Source organism: Glaciihabitans tibetensis (genome assembly GCF_003003265.1).
Taxonomy (GTDB): Bacteria; Actinomycetota; Actinomycetes; order Actinomycetales; family Microbacteriaceae; genus Glaciihabitans; species Glaciihabitans tibetensis.
Window position 1 is genome coordinate 76,168 of sequence record NZ_PVTL01000005.1, and the last position, 17,377, is coordinate 93,544.

At 68.0% G+C, this 17,377-nt stretch carries 15 protein-coding genes; 8 read left to right on the forward strand and 7 right to left on the reverse strand.

The window, feature by feature from the left end; translation table 11 throughout:
- Positions 1-59 precede the first annotated feature (59 nt).
- Positions 60-2,027 (reverse strand): M13 family metallopeptidase, encoded by a 1,968-nt coding sequence (locus B0I08_RS10150; RefSeq protein WP_106212465.1) that lies wholly within the window; start codon positions 2,025-2,027, stop codon positions 60-62.
- A 144-nt stretch (positions 2,028-2,171) separates the two neighbouring features.
- On the opposite strand from B0I08_RS10150, the gene B0I08_RS10155 reads away from it, so the two are divergent.
- Both B0I08_RS10155 and B0I08_RS10160 read left to right on the forward strand, forming a co-directional pair.
- Positions 2,172-3,494 carry an MATE family efflux transporter gene (locus B0I08_RS10155; RefSeq protein ID WP_106212467.1) on the forward strand — a complete coding sequence of 441 codons (1,323 nt, stop codon included), beginning with the start codon at positions 2,172-2,174 and terminating at the stop codon, positions 3,492-3,494.
- Positions 3,495-3,586: 92 nt separating this feature from the next.
- A complete protein-coding gene (locus B0I08_RS10160; RefSeq protein WP_106212469.1) occupies positions 3,587-4,873 on the forward strand; it encodes an MFS transporter in 1,287 nt (428 codons plus the stop codon).
- A 100-nt stretch (positions 4,874-4,973) separates the two neighbouring features.
- On the opposite strand, the gene B0I08_RS10165 is transcribed toward B0I08_RS10160, so the two are convergent.
- The 3 genes from B0I08_RS10165 to B0I08_RS10175 form a co-directional block, all read right to left on the reverse strand.
- Complete coding sequence (locus B0I08_RS10165) at positions 4,974-5,219, reverse strand: PASTA domain-containing protein (RefSeq protein ID WP_146134383.1); 246 nt, start codon at positions 5,217-5,219, stop codon at positions 4,974-4,976.
- Between the two features lie 133 nt (positions 5,220-5,352).
- A complete protein-coding gene (locus B0I08_RS10170; RefSeq protein WP_106212473.1) occupies positions 5,353-6,054 on the reverse strand; it encodes a TetR/AcrR family transcriptional regulator in 702 nt (233 codons plus the stop codon).
- Positions 6,051-6,566, reverse strand: a complete 516-nt coding sequence (locus B0I08_RS10175) for a DUF1569 domain-containing protein (RefSeq protein WP_106212475.1) — start codon at positions 6,564-6,566, stop codon at positions 6,051-6,053. Before B0I08_RS10175 ends, B0I08_RS10170 begins: the two co-directional genes overlap by 4 nt.
- 76 nt (positions 6,567-6,642) lie before the next feature.
- On the opposite strand from B0I08_RS10175, the gene B0I08_RS10180 reads away from it, so the two are divergent.
- The 6 genes from B0I08_RS10180 (at position 6,643) to B0I08_RS10210 (ending at position 14,268) form a co-directional block, all read left to right on the forward strand.
- Positions 6,643-8,070, forward strand: a complete 1,428-nt coding sequence (locus B0I08_RS10180; RefSeq protein WP_106212477.1) for an aldehyde dehydrogenase family protein — start codon at positions 6,643-6,645, stop codon at positions 8,068-8,070.
- 80 nt (positions 8,071-8,150) lie between these two features.
- Positions 8,151-8,846 carry an endonuclease NucS gene (nucS, locus tag B0I08_RS10185; protein WP_106212479.1) on the forward strand — a complete coding sequence of 232 codons (696 nt, stop codon included), beginning with the start codon at positions 8,151-8,153 and terminating at the stop codon, positions 8,844-8,846.
- 81 nt (positions 8,847-8,927) lie between these two features.
- Positions 8,928-9,587 (forward strand): HAD hydrolase-like protein, encoded by a 660-nt coding sequence (locus B0I08_RS10190; RefSeq protein ID WP_106212481.1) that lies wholly within the window; start codon positions 8,928-8,930, stop codon positions 9,585-9,587.
- An 886-nt stretch (positions 9,588-10,473) separates the two neighbouring features.
- Positions 10,474-12,186: an MmgE/PrpD family protein gene (locus tag B0I08_RS10200; protein ID WP_181243378.1), complete on the forward strand. Its 1,713-nt coding sequence runs from the start codon at positions 10,474-10,476 to the stop codon at positions 12,184-12,186.
- Complete coding sequence (prpB, locus tag B0I08_RS10205; protein WP_106212485.1) at positions 12,186-13,106, forward strand: methylisocitrate lyase; 921 nt, start codon at positions 12,186-12,188, stop codon at positions 13,104-13,106. Before B0I08_RS10200 ends, prpB begins: the two co-directional genes overlap by 1 nt.
- Position 13,107: 1 nt before the next feature.
- Positions 13,108-14,268, forward strand: coding sequence for a bifunctional 2-methylcitrate synthase/citrate synthase (locus B0I08_RS10210; protein WP_106212486.1), 1,161 nt, complete (start codon positions 13,108-13,110; stop codon positions 14,266-14,268).
- Here the strand turns inward: B0I08_RS10210 and B0I08_RS10215 are convergent.
- The 3 genes from B0I08_RS10215 to B0I08_RS10225 are packed head-to-tail and all read right to left on the reverse strand — an operon-like array spanning position 14,233 to position 17,069.
- Complete coding sequence (locus B0I08_RS10215) at positions 14,233-15,489, reverse strand: NAD(P)/FAD-dependent oxidoreductase (RefSeq protein ID WP_181243379.1); 1,257 nt, start codon at positions 15,487-15,489, stop codon at positions 14,233-14,235. The two genes, B0I08_RS10210 and B0I08_RS10215, sit on opposite strands and share 36 nt — an antisense overlap.
- A gap of 12 nt (positions 15,490-15,501) precedes the next feature.
- Positions 15,502-16,023, reverse strand: coding sequence for an isoprenylcysteine carboxyl methyltransferase family protein (locus B0I08_RS10220; protein WP_106212919.1), 522 nt, complete (start codon positions 16,021-16,023; stop codon positions 15,502-15,504).
- Entirely contained in the window at positions 16,020-17,069 is a 1,050-nt protein-coding gene (locus B0I08_RS10225; RefSeq protein WP_106212488.1) for a type III polyketide synthase, read from the reverse strand. Before B0I08_RS10225 ends, B0I08_RS10220 begins: the two co-directional genes overlap by 4 nt.
- Between the last annotated feature and the right edge of the window lie 308 nt (positions 17,070-17,377).

Consider the following 17,377-nt stretch of genomic DNA (forward strand, 5'->3'; position numbering starts at 1 on the left):
GCAAGCCCGGAGCGAGCCGCACGGCTGCCCCGCGCGAACCGCACGGCCGCCGCGAGCGGTCACCAGATAGTGACGCGCTCCTCCGGGTCGAGCCACAGCGCGTCGGACTCGGTCACCCCGAACGCAGCATAGAAGTCATCGATGTTGCGCACGATCTGGTTGCACCGAAACTCGTTCGGCGAGTGGGGGTCAATCGACAGCAGCCGAACGACCTCCGCATCGCGCGCCTTGAGCTGCCAGGCCTGCGCCCAGGAGAGGAAGAACCGCTGCGCGCCGGTCAGGCCGTCGATGACCGGCGACTCGGCACCGTCGAGGAAGATCGTGTAGGCCTTCCACGCGATCGCGAGGCCGCCGAGGTCGCCGATGTTCTCACCGATTGTGAGCGCCCCATTGACGTGGTGCTCGGGAACCTGGCGCGGCGCCAGGGCGTTGTACTGCTCGATCAGGGATGCGGTGCGCGTCTCGAACGCCGCCTTGTCCTCTGCTGACCACCAGTCGAGGAGGCGGCCATCCCCGTCATACTTGGCGCCCTGGTCGTCGAAGCCGTGGCCGATCTCGTGGCCGATAACGGCGCCGATGGCTCCATAGTTGGATGCCGCGTCCCGGGTCTCATCGAAGAAGGGGAACTGCAGAATCGCCGCAGGAAAGACAATCTCGTTGAAGCCCGGGTTGTAGTACGCGTTGATCGTCTGCGGGGTCATGAACCACTCGTCGCGGTCGAGCGGCTTGCCGATCTTGCCGAGCTCGCGCTGGAAGTCGAACTCGTTCGTGGCGCGGGCGTTGGCGAGCAGGTCGCCGGGCACGATCTCCAGCGAGCTGTAGTCGCGCCATTTGACCGGGTACCCGATCTTCGGCGTGAACTTGTCGAGCTTCTCAATGGCGCGGTCCCGCGTCGCGGGCGTCATCCAGTCGAGGGTGGTGATGCTCTGGCGGTAGGCCTCGATGAGGTTGCCCACGAGCTCGTCCATCTCCGACTTTGCCTCCGGGCGGAAGTGGCGCTCGACGTACACGCGACCGACCGCCTCGCCGAGCGACCCTTCGACCAACGAGACGCCACGCTTCCAGCGTGCGCGCAACTCGGGCGTGCCGCTGAGAGTGCGGCCGTAGAAGTCGAAGTTCGCCTCGACAAATTCGGTGCTGAGATACGAGGCGTTGGACCGGATGACCTGCCAGGACAGCCAGTCCCGCCAGGACTCCAGGCGCGACTCCTGCAGCACAGACTCCAGCGCGGTGACGAAGCTGGGCTGACGCACGACGACCTCGTCGAGCGAGTTCGCCGGCACGTCTATCGCGGTCAGCCAGGTGTCGAGGTCGACCTTTCCGGCGAGTTCGGCCAGTTCGACCCAGCTCTTCAGGTTGTAGCTGGCCTCGCTGTCGCGGGTGCGAACGTTGTCCCAGTGGTGGGAGGCGAGCTCGCTCTCGAGCGCGAAGATGCGCCCGGCGCGCGCGCCCGCGTCGCTGAGCCCGGCCAGGGTCAGGATCTTCTCGAGGTACTTGACGTAGGAGGCACGGATGTCGGCAAACTTCTCTTCGCGGTAGTACGACTCGTCGGGCAGGCCCAGCCCGGCCTGCTCGAGGAACACAAGGTACCGCTCGGGGTTCCCCGGGTCGTTGTCGACGAAGAGCTGGAAGAATCCGCTCGTGCCGCCGCGCTCGAATCGTCCGAGCGTCTGCAGCAGCGACGCGATGGAGTCGACCGCAGCAACCTCGGCGAGGAGGGGCTGCAGTGGCGCGGCGCCGAGCTCCTCGATGCGCGCCTCGTCCATGTAGCTGGAGTACAGGTCACCGATCTTGCGAGCCTCGGTTCCGGGCTCAGCGTCCTGCGCCTCTTCGATGATGGCGCGCACGTTGCGCTCGGCCTCCTCGGCCAGCAGATAGAACGAGCCGTAGCGCGCCTTGTCCGACGGAATCTCCGCGCGCTCGATCCACTTGCCGTTCACGTGCCGGAACAGGTCATCCTGCGGGCGAACCGCCGGGTCGAGTTCGTCGATGTGAATGCCGGAGGAAAGGGGTGTCGAATCGCTCATGTTCCCCACTATATGCAGCGCGCTCTGTGCGCAGCCCGGTTGCGCGGGTTCGCGCAACACCCGACCACCGAACACCCGACCACCGACAGACGACCACCGACAGACGAAGGACGTCTTCGATAGAGTTCCCTCATCGTGTCGCTCATGCACCGGGTCTTGCCCCGCCGTTCCCCGCTCGACCGCGACATCGCGCGGCTCGCGGTGCCAGCGCTCGGCGCTCTCGTCGCTGAACCGCTGTTTCTGCTCACCGACACCGCGCTGGTGGGCCACCTCGGCGCCGACGCGCTCGGCGGCCTGGGCATCGCCAGCACGGTGCTGCAGACCGTCGTCGGGCTGCTGATCTTTCTGGCCTACGCCACCACACCCGCCGTCGCCCGCGCGCTAGGTTCGGGCAATCGCGCCGGCGCGATCCGGGCGGGAATCGATGGCATGTGGCTCGCCCTGCTGCTCGGTGTGCTGCTGCTCGTGGTGGGCCTGCCGCTGGCCGGGCCGCTCGTGGCCGCGTTCGGTTCTACCCCCGAGGTCACCGCCGCCGGTACCACCTACCTCTCCATTTCTTTGTGGGGGATGCCGGGAATGCTGCTCGTCATCGCCGCCACCGGCTTGCTGCGCGGTCTCCAGGACACCCGCACTCCCCTGGTGATCGCGGTGGCCGGCTTCGCCGCGAACGCCGCACTGAACGCGGTGTTCATCTACGGGTTCGGCTGGGGAATCGCCGGGTCCGCCGCGGGAACGGTCGTCGCCCAGTGGTCGATGGCGGCGGTGTACGTCGTTATGGCGATCCGCGCGGCGCGGGCCACCGGTGCGTCGCTGTCACCCGGGCTCCGTGGGGTGACGGGCGCCGCGGCATCCGGCGGCTGGCTGCTCGTACGCACCGCGAGTCTGCGCGCGGCCATGCTGTCGACCGTCGTGGTGGGCACCTCTCTCGGGGTGTCGTCGCTCGCCGCCCTGCAGATCGCCCTGACGATCTTTTCGACCATCGCGTTTATGCTTGACGCCCTTGCCATCGCCGGGCAGTCCATGATCGGGCACGGTCTCGGCGCCTCGCAGGAGCAGCGGGTGAAGGCGATTACCCGCAGGCTCGTCGAGCTCGGCATCGTGCTGGGGGCGGCGATCGGGGTGGTTCTGGTTCCGCTGGCCTGGCTACTCGGACCGGTCTTCACCGGCGACCCCGAGGTCACCGCGCAGCTGACGCCCACCGTGCTCGTCATGGCGCTCGGCATCCCCCTGGCCGGGTTCGTTTTTGTGCTCGACGGGGTGCTCATCGGCGCCGGCGACGCCCGCTACCTCGCGGTGGCCGGGCTCGTCGCGCTGGCGATCTACCTTCCGATGCTGTGGACGGTGTCCTCGCTGGGCGCGGGGTTGCCCTGGCTCTGGCTGGCGTTCGGCATCGGGTACATCGGCGCGCGCGGCCTCACCCTCGGTCTTCGCGCGCGGGGCGACACGTGGATTGTGACCGGGGCCTGAGCCCGCGACATCCGCCCCCTCTAAGCTTGAAAGAAGAAGGCGTGAGGTGGATGCCGCTCGGCCCGCCCTCCGCGTCACAGACAAGGATTTTCATGGCACAGTCGTCCGCGTCCGCCGCACCGTCCGAGCCACTCGACCGCGCCGCCGTGATCGCCTGGCGCAACGCCCTGTTTGTGATCTTCGCCCTTTGCGGCCTCGGACTGGCCAGCTGGGTGGCCCGGGTTCCCGCGGTGCGCGACGCCCTCGGGGTGTCGCTCGAGCAAATGGGTGTGCTCATCTTCGGCATCGCGGCCGGATCGATCGTCGGGCTGCTCGCCTCCAGCCACGTGATCGCCCGGTTCGGAACGCGCACCACCATGACCTGGCTGCTCCTTGGCGCGGGCATCGGGCTGAGTGTCGCGGGCCTCGGCGCCACCTTCGGGCCGAGCTTTGCGGTGATCTTTGCCGGGCTCGCGCTTTTTGGCATCTGCACCGGCATGACGGATGTCGCGATGAACGTGTCGGGCGCGGCCAACGAGCGCCTGCTCGGCCGCGCGACGATGCCGATCTTCCACGCCTTCTTCAGCTTCGGCACGATCGTCGGCGCGGCCCTCGGCGCCCTCGCCGAGTTTCTCGACCTGCCCATCGCGGTGCACATGATCGCGATCTCGGTGCTGATCGTCGTGGCGGTTTTGGTGGCCGTGCGCTCGCTCCGCAGCGAGCACCTGGTTGCCGACGGCGAAGAGCCGATCCCGGTCGACGACCATTCCAAGACCTGGCGCGGGCGGCTGAGCATCTGGCGGGACCCCCGCACCATCCTGATCGGGCTGATCATCCTGGGGATGGCCTTCGCCGAGGGTTCCGCGAACGACTGGCTGGGCCTCGCGATGGTCGACGGTCACGGCGTCTCCAACGCGACGGGCGCGGTCGTGTTCGGGGTTTTTGTGACGGCGATGACGGTCGGGCGCCTGCTCGGGGTGCGCCTGCTCGACCGGTTTGGGCGGGTTCCCGTGCTGCGCGGGTCTGCCGCGCTGGCCGCCGTGGGACTGCTCATCGTGATCTTCGGCCCCACCCCGGGCGTCGCGATCGTCGGTTCGGTGCTCTGGGGCCTCGGCTCCGCACTGGGGTTCCCCGTGGGGATGTCCGCCGCCGCCGACGACCCCCGCACCGCGGCCGCCCGGGTGAGCGCGGTCGCCACGATCGGCTACTTCGCGTTTCTGGTCGGCCCGCCGCTCATCGGCTTCCTCGCGGAGCAGGTGGGAATCCTGAACTCGCTGCTCGTGGTGCTGGTACTGGTGGCCGTCAGCGGGATCGTGTCGTATGCGGCGCGGGAGCCGCGGGCCACCGAGACGAAACCGGCCGAGCCGCGACCGGCTGGGTCCCGCGGTCCTGTGGCCTGACGCCCCGACACCGCGGCACCCGACATCCGCCATCCGACATCCGCCATCCGCGCTTACCGTGAGACGGTCGTTCTCGTTTCCAGGCGCGCTCAGTTGCGTTCTAATCGCCGTACTTGACAACATCGACCCGTACCGAGTCCCACTCGTGGAGTGACGTGCCCGGAGCGGGGTCCTGTCGCACGATGTAGTACAGACCAGGCCAGGCCAGCGACGCGATCGGGGGCCCGTCAGGATCGGGGTTCGCCAGCGCCACGTGGACGTCCGCCGCCACGTCTCGACCGATGTGGAAGGGCATCCCCACCACGTCGGGAACCGTGACCACTCGTCGTGGATCGCTGTCGACCATGGTGTGACGGTACGCGGACACCGCTTCGTGCGCAATCGGGTGGGGTGGCCGACGGGCGTGACCGCCCATAGCTGCGCGACTTCTGCTGGTGAGAGGGGACAGTTCCGTCGTCGCTCACAGCGACTGACAGCGACTACGCGCCGAGAGCGCGACGCAGCACCGCGACGCGCTGCTGAATATTGATGGCCGCGACTGCGTCCGGTCCGTCGGCCGCCAGAAAGAGCGGAACAATAACCATCCCCATCACAAGATCAGCGGCCACCGGGGTGCTGACTCGCTCGGTGACCTCCCCGCGCGCAGCGGCACGCTCAAGGATCGCGGCGACGTGATCGCGGGCCAGCCCGTAAACGTCGCGCTCGATTATGGTCGCGAGTTCGGGATCGTGGGTGGCGCGCCCAGACAGGGACCGCAACACACTACCCGTGCGACCGCGCAGAAGCGCGACCTTCGTTTCCAATAGCGCCGTCAGGTCGCCATCGAGTGTCCCCGTGCTGTGGTCGACGGCGAAGTCGGCGATCAGCGCTGCGGCCGCGGTGGCGACAAGTTCTTCTTTGGACGCCCACCGACGATACAGCGACGCCGTCGACACACCGGCACGCTGGGCGACCGCGGCAGTTGTCAGAGCTGCGTATCCCTTTTCTTCGATGAGGAGCACGGTCGCTTCGAGCAGCGCGGCATCGAGACGGGAGTCGCGCGGCCGGCCCTGTGGTGTGTCTGCCGCGGCTACGTTCGTCGCGGGTGCGGAATTCGTCACGGGTACAGAGTTTGTCGCGGATGCCGCGAGCGCGCTGTCGGTGTCGGTGTCGGTGTCGGTGTCGGGGCCCAGTGCACTCATCGGTCGGCCGTTTCAGGTTTTGCGCCTACCACCCCGAGAGCGGGAAGGTGCTCGCGCAGGTGCATCGCCTGCAGCCGCGCGCCCTGCTGTGGCGTGCACACGCCATACGTGGGATGCGCTTGCAGCGGGCCGGTGTGCGCGAGGAGCGCGGCGGCGGCAGTGTTCAACCGATCCAGCGCTGCGGACACGGCCAGGGCAGGATCAAGCTCCGGAGCTCCATCGACCGGAGCCGCGAGATTGTGTTTCATTGCGCCTCGGCGCAAAAACAGGTGCTTCACCGCCCGGCCGATGGTCTTCCGGAAACCCACAGGCTTGAGAACGGGATACCCGCTCAGCGAATACTCGATGCTTTGCGCGGCGTGCTGCAGCGTCTCCGTGAGAGTGAAGGTGCTGCCCGAAGTAAAAGTACTGCCGCTCGGGTCCGCGGCGATCGTGCGGGCGAGTTCGTCGAGGACGATCCGTAGGTCGGAGCGGCTGCTCTCCCCCTCTGGGGTGGTGGTCTGTGAATACATAAGACCACCGTATCATTTACGAAACGAAACCAACTTGTTTCGTATATGATCGGGTGATGACGAGAATGAGCTTCCTGTGACCGACGCCGAAGTTTCTGTGGAGCCCGCCGAATATGCAGATCCCGCCGAGCCCGCGCAGCTGCTGCCGCGCCTGCGGGGCAGCTTCGATCGCGGCGTCACCCGCCCCCTCGCCTGGCGCCGCCGCGAGCTGGAAAGCCTGCGCCGCCTCCTCCGTGACCACGGGTCCGAACTCGAAGACGCCCTCGCTAGTGACCTCGGAAAAAGCCGGGTTGAATCCCAGCTGACCGAAATCGGCTTTGTTGTGCGCGATATCGACCACACTCTTTCCCACCTGCGGCGGTGGACGTCTCCGCGTCGCGTTCCCATCCCCATCGTTCTCGCCCCCGCCTTCGGGCGCATCGTGCGGGAGCCGCTCGGCGTGGTGCTGGTTATGGCGCCCTGGAACTACCCGGTACAACTGCTGCTGGCACCCCTCGTTGGGGCCCTCGCGGCCGGAAACGCCGTCGTACTCAAGCCAAGTGAACTCGCGCCCGCGGTCGCGGCCACGTTGGCACGCCTGATCCCGCTCTACCTCGATACGCGAGCAGTGGCGATCGTGCAAGGTGGCGTACCCGAAACCACCGAACTGCTCGAGGAGCGCTTCGATCACATCTTTTACACCGGCAGCGGCGCGGTCGGGCGTATCGTGATGGCTGCGGCGGCGAAGCACCTCACCCCGGTAACGCTCGAGCTCGGCGGGAAGTCACCGGCCTGGGTCGACGGCACGATCGACGTAACCGCGGTTGCCACTCGCCTCGCGTGGGCAAAGTTCATCAATGCCGGGCAGACCTGCGTGGCGCCGGATTATGTGCTGACCACACCGGAGGCCGCTCCCGCACTCGAGCGAGCCCTCGCCGACGCCGTGGGCACGCTCTACGGACCTGACCCGCGAAACAACCCCGACTACGGGCGCATCATCAATGACAAGCAGTTCTCGCGCCTCAACGCCCTTCTGGGCGACGGACGCGTGGTGACGGGCGGCGTCACCGACTCCCATACCCGGTACATCGCTCCCACGGTGCTCGCCGACGTGAGTCCCGACAGCGCCGTGATGACCGAGGAGATTTTTGGTCCGATCTTGCCGATCATCACCGTGCCGTCGCTCGACGCGGCCATCGCCTTTATCACCGCGCGCGACAAGCCCTTAGCGCTGTACGCCTTCACCGCGTCATCCCGCACCAAAAGAAAATTGCTGGCCGAAACGTCATCCGGTGGTGTCAGCTTCGGCACTCCGCTGCTGCAGCTCAGCGCACCAGCGTTGCCGTTCGGCGGGGTCGGCGCGAGCGGAACCGGCGCGTACCACGGCGAATACTCCGTGCGTACGTTCAGCCACGAGAAGTCGGTGCTCGACAAACCCATGTTCCTCGACACCTTGCGCGTGATCCGGCCGCCGTTCTCCACGCTGACCCGTCGCCTCGCCACGCGCCTGATCGCCCGCCGCTGATCGGAGTGCCCCGGTCGAGCTGTCCCGGTCGGGCTGTTCGAAGTCATCTCGCACATCCCCCTGCAGACTAAACTCGACGGGTGCGACTTGTTATAGCCCGCTGTTCCGTCGATTACGCGGGCCGACTCAGCGCTCATCTGCCCCTGGCCACCCGACTTCTGCTGGTGAAGGGCGACGGCAGTGTGCTGGTGCACTCCGATTCGCTCTCTTATAAACCGTTGAACTGGATGAGCCCGCCGTGCACGGTCGCGGTCATCGAGCCCGACGCCGACCAGGCCAAGGCGGGGGTGTCCGAGGTCTGGCGGGTCGCGCAGGCGAAGACCGCCGACCTGCTCATGATCTCGATCCACGAGATCCTCCATGACTCCTCGCACGAGCTCGGCTTCGACCCGGGCCTCAGCAAGGACGGCACCGAGGCGCACCTGCAGAAGCTTCTCGCCGAACAGATCGAGCTCCTCGGCGACGGTTTCACCTTTGTGCGCCGGGAGTACATGACCGCGATCGGTCCCGTCGATATTTTGGCGAAGGATGTCTCGGGGCGAAGCATCGCGGTCGAGATCAAGCGACGCGGCGACATCGACGGCGTCGAGCAGCTCACTCGCTACCTCGAGCTGATGAACCGCGATCCCCACCTGGCGCCGGTTGCGGGAGTGTTCGCCGCGCAGGAGATCAAGCCGCAGGCGCGCACCCTCGCCGAAGACCGCGGGATCCGCTGCGTGCTCCTCGACTACGACGCGATGCGCGGCATGGACGACAGCCACTCGCGCCTGTTCTAGGGCCGCGCTTCTCGCCCGGGCCGCGGTGTCGCGAGCGCAGCATCCCCCTCACGGGCCATGCGCAGCACCTAGGCTGGGCGGGTGAGCCACGGATACAGCGCCATCCTCTTCGATCTCGACGGAACCATCATGGATTCCGCCCCGGGAATCACCTCGACCCTGTCGTATACCTTCGAGCGCCTGGGCCTGCCGGCGCAGCCCCAGTCCGAGCTGCTGCGCTACGTCGGGCCGCCGATCATGGACTCGTTCCGCGACTACGCCGGGATGGACCTCGAAACCGCCCAGCGCGCGCTCGAGATCTACCGCGAGAAGTACCTCAATGACGGCGCCTACGACAGCACGGTCTACCCCGGGCTGCCGCAGCTGCTCAAGCGTCTCGGCGACAGCCCGCTGCCGATGTCCCTCGCGACCTCCAAGCCGGAGACCCCCGCAACCCTCATGCTCGAGCACTTCGCGCTGGCCAACTGCTTCGACATCATCACCGGTGCCTCGGACGACGAAGTGCGCAGTTCGAAGCAGGATGTCGTCGCGGAAGCCCTGCTGCGCCTCGACCGCATGGGTGCCGACATGTCGAACCCGGTGCTGATCGGTGACCGCGTGCACGACATGGAGGGCGCGGCCCTCAACGGGATTCCCGCGATCTTTGTCACTTGGGGCTACGGGTCGGAGGCGGAGCAGGAAGGCGCGGTGGCGGTGGTCGAGACGCCCGAGGAGCTCGGGCGGCTGCTGCTGCCGGAGTAGCGGCGTTCTCGGCGCTGGGAGCCTGCCCGGCTAGCGGTCGGCGCGACCCAGTTTTACGGAGCCGCGCGACCCAGTTTTACGGAGCCGCGCGACCCGGTTTTACGGAGCGGCGCGACCCGCAGGGCAGTGCAGCCGCGTGGCGGTGCGGCCGTCCCCGGTCCCACTGCGCTCGACGCGATGCTCCTCCATGGGATGCCCGCAGATCGGACACGGCTTCGCGCCGGTCGGCGGCAGCGGTTCCTCGTTGTACGGGCCGAGCGGCGGCGGACCGATCTTCGGCATCAGGGCTGAGTTGAGGCGTTCCCACCATGGCCGACGCATTGGATCCTCCGCAAGTGGCGCCCAATCGCCGGGCTGCCACCATCCACGATACTCGCGGGATCGCCTCGCCCACAGGACAGGAACCTACGGTACCCATCGCCCACAGGACAGGAACCTACGGCACCCCCTCACCCAGAGGGCGCTAATCGACGACTTCCGGCCCGAAAACCGCCGCAACTGCCCGCTCGATGGGGCCAAACGCGGGCAAGCGACGACAACTGCCCACTCGACGCACATCGTCGGGTTCGTGGCAGCACATCGTCGGGCTCGCGGCGGCACACCGTCCCGTTCGCGGCGGCACATGTCGAGTTGGCGGGGTCAGGTAGCTCATTTGAGCGGGATGCCGCGGGGCGGGGCGACGGGAATCGGCCGGTCACCCTGACCGCATCAACACGCGAACGGGACCAGTCACCCAGACACACCAACACGCGAACGGGACCAGCCACCCTGACCGCACCAACACGCGAACGGGCACCGATCGGGTTGCGGCGAGACATCCCCGCACCCGACGTTGCCGTACCGGGGCGGGGTGCTCCTCGGTACAGTGAAGTAGCCATCGCCGCCGATGGCGCTCCCCCGGGAGCCGGCTCTCGCGCAGAATGGCCCGCCGTTGAAAGTTCACACCGTTCGCGTTCACCGCAGCGACGAGAATCTCGCGCGCGAGCACCAGCTTGCCTGGAAGCTCGCCGAGGTAGCGACGGAGCGAATTGAGCCGGTGGATGCCGCGTCCGCCATGGTCATCAACCGCGTCATAGACAACGCGGCGGTAGCGGTGGCATCGCTCGCGCGTGATTCCGTCGTCGCAGCCCGCGGCCAGGCCGAGGACCATCCGCAGCGCGCCGCCCGGCCCGACCAGCCCGGCGCCGCAACCGCCGCGCACACCCAACCCGGCGACGCAGCCACAGTCGCCACCACCCACCCCTCCTTCGGCGCCACCGTCATGGGCATCGATGACCAGCATCGCTTCAGCCCCGAATGGGCGGCCTGGGCGAACGCGGTCGCGGTGCGCGAGCTCGACTTCCACGACACCTTTCTCGCCGCCGAGTACTCGCATCCCGGCGACAACATCCCGCCGCTGCTCGCGGTCGCGCAGCACACGGGAGCGGACGGCGCCGCGCTCGTGCGAGCGATCCTCACGGGGTACGAGATCCAGATCGACCTGGCCCGGGCGATCAGCCTGCACGCCCACAAGATCGACCACGTTGCGCACCTCGGACCGAGCGTCGCCGCGGGCCTCGGCACGCTGCTCGAACTCGACACCGCGGTGGTATTCCAGGCGATCGGGCAGGCACTGCACACGACGACCGCCACCCGGCAGTCCCGCAAGGGCGAGATTTCCAGCTGGAAGGCCTACGCCCCGGCACTCGCGGGGAAGGCGGCGATCGAGGCCGTGGACCGGGCGATGCGCGGGCAGACCAGTCCGACCCCGATCTACGAGGGCGAGGACGGGGTGATCGCGTGGCTGCTCGACGGGCCGGACGGCTCGTACGAGGTGGCGCTACCGGAGCGCGGGGAGGCCCGGCGCGCGATTCTCGACAGCTATACCAAGGAGCACTCCGCCGAGTACCAGGCTCAGGCGTGGATCGATCTGGCCCGTGACCTCGGCGCGAGACATCCTGCGCTCAAAGACCCCGCCAACATCGAGCGCATCGTGCTGCACACCAGCCACCACACCCACTTCGTGATCGGGTCGGGGGCAAATGACCCGCAGAAGTACGATCCGCGAGCGAGCCGCGAGACGCTCGACCATTCCCTGCCGTACATTTTCGCCGTCGCGCTGCAGGACGGGCATTGGCACCACACGTCGAGCTACACCCCGGAACGCGCCAGCCGGCCAGACACCGTGGCGCTCTGGGCGAAGGTGAGCACGGCAGAAGACGCGGAGTGGACCCGGCGCTATCACAGCCTCGATCCCGCGGAACAGGCGTTCGGCGGCCGCGCGGAGATCGTACTGGCCGACGGCACCGTGATCCGGGGGCCCGGTGGCGAGGGCACAGGCGAGGCCCGTGGTGGCGCGAGCACCGGCACCCTTTCCGCCGAGATCGCCGTCGCCGACGCCCACCCGCTCGGAGCGCGGCCGTTCGCCCGCGCGGACTACATCGCCAAGTTCCGCACGCTCGCCGCGGGGGTGCTCGACGACGACGAGATCGAACGCTTCCTCGACCTGGCGCAGCGGCTTCCCGAGCTCGGCCCCGCCGAGGTCGGACTCCTCAACGTCGCCGTCCGCACTCATGTCCCAGCCACCACCCTGCGCCCCGCCCCGAGAGGACTCTTCTGATGCTCTACACCGAGGTCTCCCCCGCGGCCAAACGCCAGGCGTTGCGTGACGGCCTGGCCAGTAGACGCCTGCTGCAGCTGCCCGGCGCGTTCAACCCCCTGTCCGCGCGCCTCATCGAGGAGAAGGGGTTCGACGGCGTCTACATCTCCGGCGCCGTAATCAGCGCCGACCTCGGCCTGCCCGACATCGGCCTCACCACCCTCACCGAGGTCGCGACGCGCTCCCGCCAGATCAGCCGGATGACCGCCCTGCCCACCCTCGTCGACGCCGACACGGGTTTCGGCGAACCGATGAACGTCGCCCGCACCGTGCAGGAACTCGAAGACGCCGGGGTCGCTGGCCTCCACATCGAAGACCAGGTCAATCCCAAGCGCTGCGGCCATCTTGACGGCAAGGCTGTGGTGGATGTCGGCACCGCCACCCAGCGCATCCGCGCAGCCGTCGCTGCCAGACGAGACCCTGCGCTCCTGATTCTGGCGCGCACCGACATCCGCGCCCTCGACGGGGTTCCCGCCGCCATCGACCGCGCACGCAGCCTCATCGATGCCGGCGCCGACGCCATCTTTCCCGAGGCGATGGCCACCCTCGACGAGTTCGCGGCCGTGCGCGCCGCCGTCGACGTGCCGATCCTGGCCAATATGACCGAGTTCGGCCGGAGCGCGCTCTTTACGACCAGACAGCTGGCGGATGTCGGGGTGAATCTTGTCATCTATCCCGTAACCCTGCTGCGCAGCGCGATGGGAGCCGCCGAGGCCACCCTCGACGTGATCCGCGCCGACGGAACGCAGGAGGCGGCGGTGGAGACCATGCAGACCCGGGAGCGTCTGTACGAGTTGCTCGACTATTCGGGCTACAACACGTTCGATACATCCGTCTACAACTTCGCTGTTCCCTCAATTCATTCAGGCACAAAGGAGTGACATGACTGACATCCACAAGGGGCTGGTCGGGGTCGTTGTTGATGAAACAGCGATCTCGGAGGTGAGCACCGAGACCAGCGCCCTGTTATATCGCGGCTACCCCGCCCACGACCTCGCCGACCAGTGTTCGTTCGAGGAGGTCGCGTTCCTGCTCTGGCACGGCGAGCTACCCACAGCGCAGCAGCTGGCGGAGTTTGAAACGCTCGAGCGGTCGTTGCGGGGGCTCGACCCCGTCGTCAAAGACGTGATCGATACGCTTCCGCTCGCGGCCCATCCGATGGATGTGCTGCGCACCGCGGTGAGCGTGATGGGCGCGCGGGATGCCAGCCTCCGCACCGCGCCCGCGCATGGCCGCACCGCCGACGCGAGCGAGAACAACCAGCGGCGCGCGCTCGAGCTGTTCGCCCAGATCCCCGCGGTGGTGGCCTACGACCAGCGGCGGCGCCGGGGACTGCACGCGGTGGAACCCCGCGACGACCTCGGGTACTCGGCCAACTTTTTGCACATGGTGTTCGGGGAGGTGCCGGACCTCGTGGTGGTCACCGCCTTCGACGTGTCGATGATCATGTATGCCGAGCACTCCTTTAACGCGTCCACCTTTACCGCACGGGTGATCACCAGCACCCGCGCCGACCTGTATTCGGCGGTGGTCGGGGCGATCGGCGCACTGAAGGGTCCGCTGCACGGCGGGGCGAACGAGGCCGTGATGCAGGCCTTCGCGGAGATCGGATCGGCCAACAACGTCGGGCGCTGGGTGAAGGACATGCTCACGCACAAACGCCTGATCATGGGGTTCGGCCACCGCGTCTACAAGGACGGGGATTCCCGGGTTCCCACGTTGAAGGCCGCGCTCGACACCCTGATCGAGGAGTACCAGCGGCAGGACATCGCCGAGCTGTATGACGCGCTGGAAAGTTCCGTCGCGGACGCATTGGGCCTCAAACCCAACCTCGACTACCCCAGCGGTCCCGCCTATCACCTGATGGGATTCGACACCGCGACGTTCACTCCCCTGTTCGCCGCCAGCCGGGTGGTGGGGTGGACGGCGCACATCATGGAACAGCAACAGTCGAACGCCCTGATCCGCCCGCTCAGCCTCTACACTGGGCCGCCCGAGCGGGCCGTTTCAGCGGGCGAGCCGCTCGACGATCAGGCCGAATAGGCCGGGAAAGCGCACCGCGAGCGGCACGATCGCTCGGCGGGCGGGCGAGGTGGCGAGCAGCACCAGACCGGAGGTGAGCAGCCGAAAGTCGCGGGTTTCGCGTTTCCACAGCTGCTCGTACAGGCGGGGTCGGTCGGCGACGAGGCAGCGCACAGCGACGCGCGCCTGCGCGAACCCCAGACGCAAACCCTCGCCCGTGATGGCGTCGACGTAGCCCGAGGAGTCTCCGACGAGCAGCACCCGCCCGGAGGTGCGCGCCCGGGTGCGCTGCCGAAACGGGCCGGCTCCCCGCCGGGAGGAGGCGGCGTCGGCCCCGGCGAAGCGGGCCGCAAGCTCCGGGATTGTGGCGAGGGCGGCATCGAAGTCGGTTCCCTGGGCCGCCAGCATCGCGAGTCCCACGGTGTCCGGCGCGACCGGGGTGACGTAGAACTCGGCGTCCGCCGCGTAGTAGACCTCGACGTTGTCCGACCAGGGCGCGACGGAGAAGTGCTGGCGAACGCCGTAGCGCCGCGCGCGGGAGAAGAGGCGCGGCAACCGGCGCGAGTTTCCGGCGGTTGGCCGACTCGGCGCACCGGGCCTGCTCGGCGCTGCGATGCTCAGACCGGCGAGCCTCGCAACCGTGGAGTGCAACCCGTCGCAGCCGAGCACATACCGGCCGACGATCGTGATCGCACCGCCGACCACCTCGGCCCGCACCGACGCGACTGTGGCGCCGGAGCGGATGGCCACCACCTTCGCGGTGACGCGCTGCACTCCCAGTTCGTCGACCCGCGCGGTGAGAGCGCGGTGCAGCTCAGTGCGGCGCACTCCGCGGCCCGCGGAAGTGCGGCCGAGGCCAGGTGCGCCGGAAGAACTCCCGCCAAACCGGTGCACCGCGCTGAGCGCACCCTGCCGGTACGCGATCCCGCGCAGCGGTTCACCCGCCGGATCCACCCCCAGCCGGGCGAGCAGCGGCAGGGCGCCGGGCATCAGGCCCTCGCCGCAGGCCTTGTCGATCGTTCCGGCCCGCTGCTCGACCAACACCACGCTGAAGCCCGCGAGCCGCGCCTCGATCGCCGCCGCGAGGCCGACCGGTCCGCCGCCGACGACCACAACGTCCACGTCGATCAGGCCGCTGCCGATAACCGCGGCGTCGTCGTCGCCCGCGCCGCCGACATCCCCGGGCCCATCGCCGTTGCGAAACAGGCCGCTCCTACCGCCGGCCGCACCAACTCCGGACATTGCCGCCTCGGCTCAGGCCGTGAGCGCGCGCAGGGCGCGGTCTTCGGTCGGGATGCGGAAGCGCACGAGCAAAATCGCGTTGAGAACCGTGAACACGATCGCGGTGATCCACGCGGTGTGCACGAGCGGCAGTGCGATGCCCTCGATCACCACGATGAGGTAGTTCGGGTGCGGCAGCCAGCGATACCGGTACGGTCCGCGCTCGACGCGCCCGAGGCCCGGAACCACGATCACGCGGGTGTTCCACTGGGGACCCAGCGCCCAGATCACCCAGTAGCGTCCGGCCTGGCAGAGCAGCACCACGACGAGCATCGGCCAGCCGAGCCAGGGCAGAAACGGGCGATCGAGCAGGAATACCTCGGCGAGCGCGCCGACGAGCAGCCCGGTGTGCAGGGCAACCATCCACGGAAAGTGCCTCTGGCCGTACTCGACCCCGCCGCGCGCAAACGCCCACCGCGCGTGCCGGGTGGAGATGACCATTTCCACGATCCGCTCGGCGCCGGTCGCGAGAATGAGAACGAGGTAGGCAATCATCGGGGCCACTCTAGTAGAACGAATTCCGCGCTCACGCCCGGTCCCACCGCGAAGAGCAGGCCCCGCGCGCCGGGCTCCTGCACGAAGCCATCCGCGAGCACGTGCAGCACCGCCGATGACGACAGGTTGCCCACCTTCGCCAGTGAGCTGTAGCTCAACTCGAGTGCATCGGCTGGCAGCCCGAGCGAGGTCGCGAACGCCTCCAGCACTCGAGGTCCGCCGGGATGAGCGAACCAGACGTCGACGTCGTTTACCGTCAGGTCGTTACGCCCGAGGAACCCGGCGGCGTTTCCGGGAAAGTGTTCGGCGATGACATCCGCCACCCCCGCCGTCAGCACGATCTCGAATCCGGTGCCCGTCGTGTTGAAGCCGATGACGCCGAGGCTGTCGGGGTAAAAGAAGCTGCTGGTGTCGACGATGGACGGGCCCGGCTCCGGGCGGTCGTCGCCCACCAGAACCACGGCCGCGGCTCCATCCCCGAAGAGCCCGGTCGCCACGAAATTGGCCATGCTCGCGTCATCCCGCTGCAGGGTCAACGAACACAGTTCGACCGACAGCAGCACGCCCACTTCGGTGGGATGTCCCACCAGGTAGTCGTTGACCCGGGCGAGACCGGCGGCGCCGGCGACGCAGCCGAGCCCATAAGAGGGGATGCGCTTAACGTCGGGGCGCAGGCCGAGCGAGGTGACCAGCAGCGCGTCGATGGAGGGGGCGGAGATGCCTGTGACCGAGGTGAACAGCACAAAGTCGATATCCGACGGAGCGAGCCCCGCCATCTCGAGAGCCCCGAGCAAAGCGCGGCCCGCGAGCTCGGTCGCCACCTCGATGAAGATGTCGTTCGACTCGCGAAACCCGCCGAGGTCGCGGTAGCGCTCAAGGGGAAGCGCGGTGTGTCGCACTCCGATGCCGCTGGCGGCATGCATCCGTTCCATCACGGCCCGGTGCGAGGCGCGCGAGGTGATCAGCGGCACCAACTCGGCGGTGATCGCACTCTGGGGGTAGGCGAACACGGGAAGCACCGGTGCTACGGCCGCGATACGAGGCATTTGCCGAAACTAGCACGGTCGCGTTGCCGGAACCCTGAGCGCTCACCCGCTTGACAGGGCCCGCAAACCGCGTGTCGACCGGGGTATCTCTCGGGCCGGGAGCCGATGCGACCCGCGCACGAACGTTAATTCGAGTCCGAGCAGACCACAATTTCTGCCATTCGAATTACGCGCCTGTAGTTATGAACAGGGTTTTCCACAGTGTGCACAACTTTGGGACCCTTTCTGGGCCCGTTCCACAGAGTTATCCACACCGGTTCTGCGGGGTTGCGCAAAGTTGTCGATCCCAAGTGAATTCGCGGGACACG

Bases quoted from the DNA above. Each gene is read 5' to 3' on its own strand.
- B0I08_RS10150 (WP_106212465.1), bottom strand. From the start codon at position 2,027: ATGAGCGATTCGACACCCCTTTCCTCCGGCATTCACATCGACGAACTC.
- B0I08_RS10155 (WP_106212467.1), top strand. From the start codon at position 2,172: ATGCACCGGGTCTTGCCCCGCCGTTCCCCGCTCGACCGCGACATCGCG.
- B0I08_RS10160 (WP_106212469.1), top strand. From the start codon at position 3,587: ATGGCACAGTCGTCCGCGTCCGCCGCACCGTCCGAGCCACTCGACCGC.
- B0I08_RS10165 (WP_146134383.1), bottom strand. From the start codon at position 5,219: ATGGTCGACAGCGATCCACGACGAGTGGTCACGGTTCCCGACGTGGTG.
- B0I08_RS10170 (WP_106212473.1), bottom strand. From the start codon at position 6,054: ATGAGTGCACTGGGCCCCGACACCGACACCGACACCGACACCGACAGC.
- B0I08_RS10175 (WP_106212475.1), bottom strand. From the start codon at position 6,566: ATGTATTCACAGACCACCACCCCAGAGGGGGAGAGCAGCCGCTCCGAC.
- B0I08_RS10200 (WP_181243378.1), top strand. From the start codon at position 10,474: ATGGCGCTCCCCCGGGAGCCGGCTCTCGCGCAGAATGGCCCGCCGTTG.
- prpB (WP_106212485.1), top strand. From the start codon at position 12,186: ATGCTCTACACCGAGGTCTCCCCCGCGGCCAAACGCCAGGCGTTGCGT.
- B0I08_RS10210 (WP_106212486.1), top strand. From the start codon at position 13,108: ATGACTGACATCCACAAGGGGCTGGTCGGGGTCGTTGTTGATGAAACA.
- B0I08_RS10215 (WP_181243379.1), bottom strand. From the start codon at position 15,489: ATGTCCGGAGTTGGTGCGGCCGGCGGTAGGAGCGGCCTGTTTCGCAAC.
- B0I08_RS10220 (WP_106212919.1), bottom strand. From the start codon at position 16,023: ATGATTGCCTACCTCGTTCTCATTCTCGCGACCGGCGCCGAGCGGATC.
- B0I08_RS10225 (WP_106212488.1), bottom strand. From the start codon at position 17,069: ATGCCTCGTATCGCGGCCGTAGCACCGGTGCTTCCCGTGTTCGCCTAC.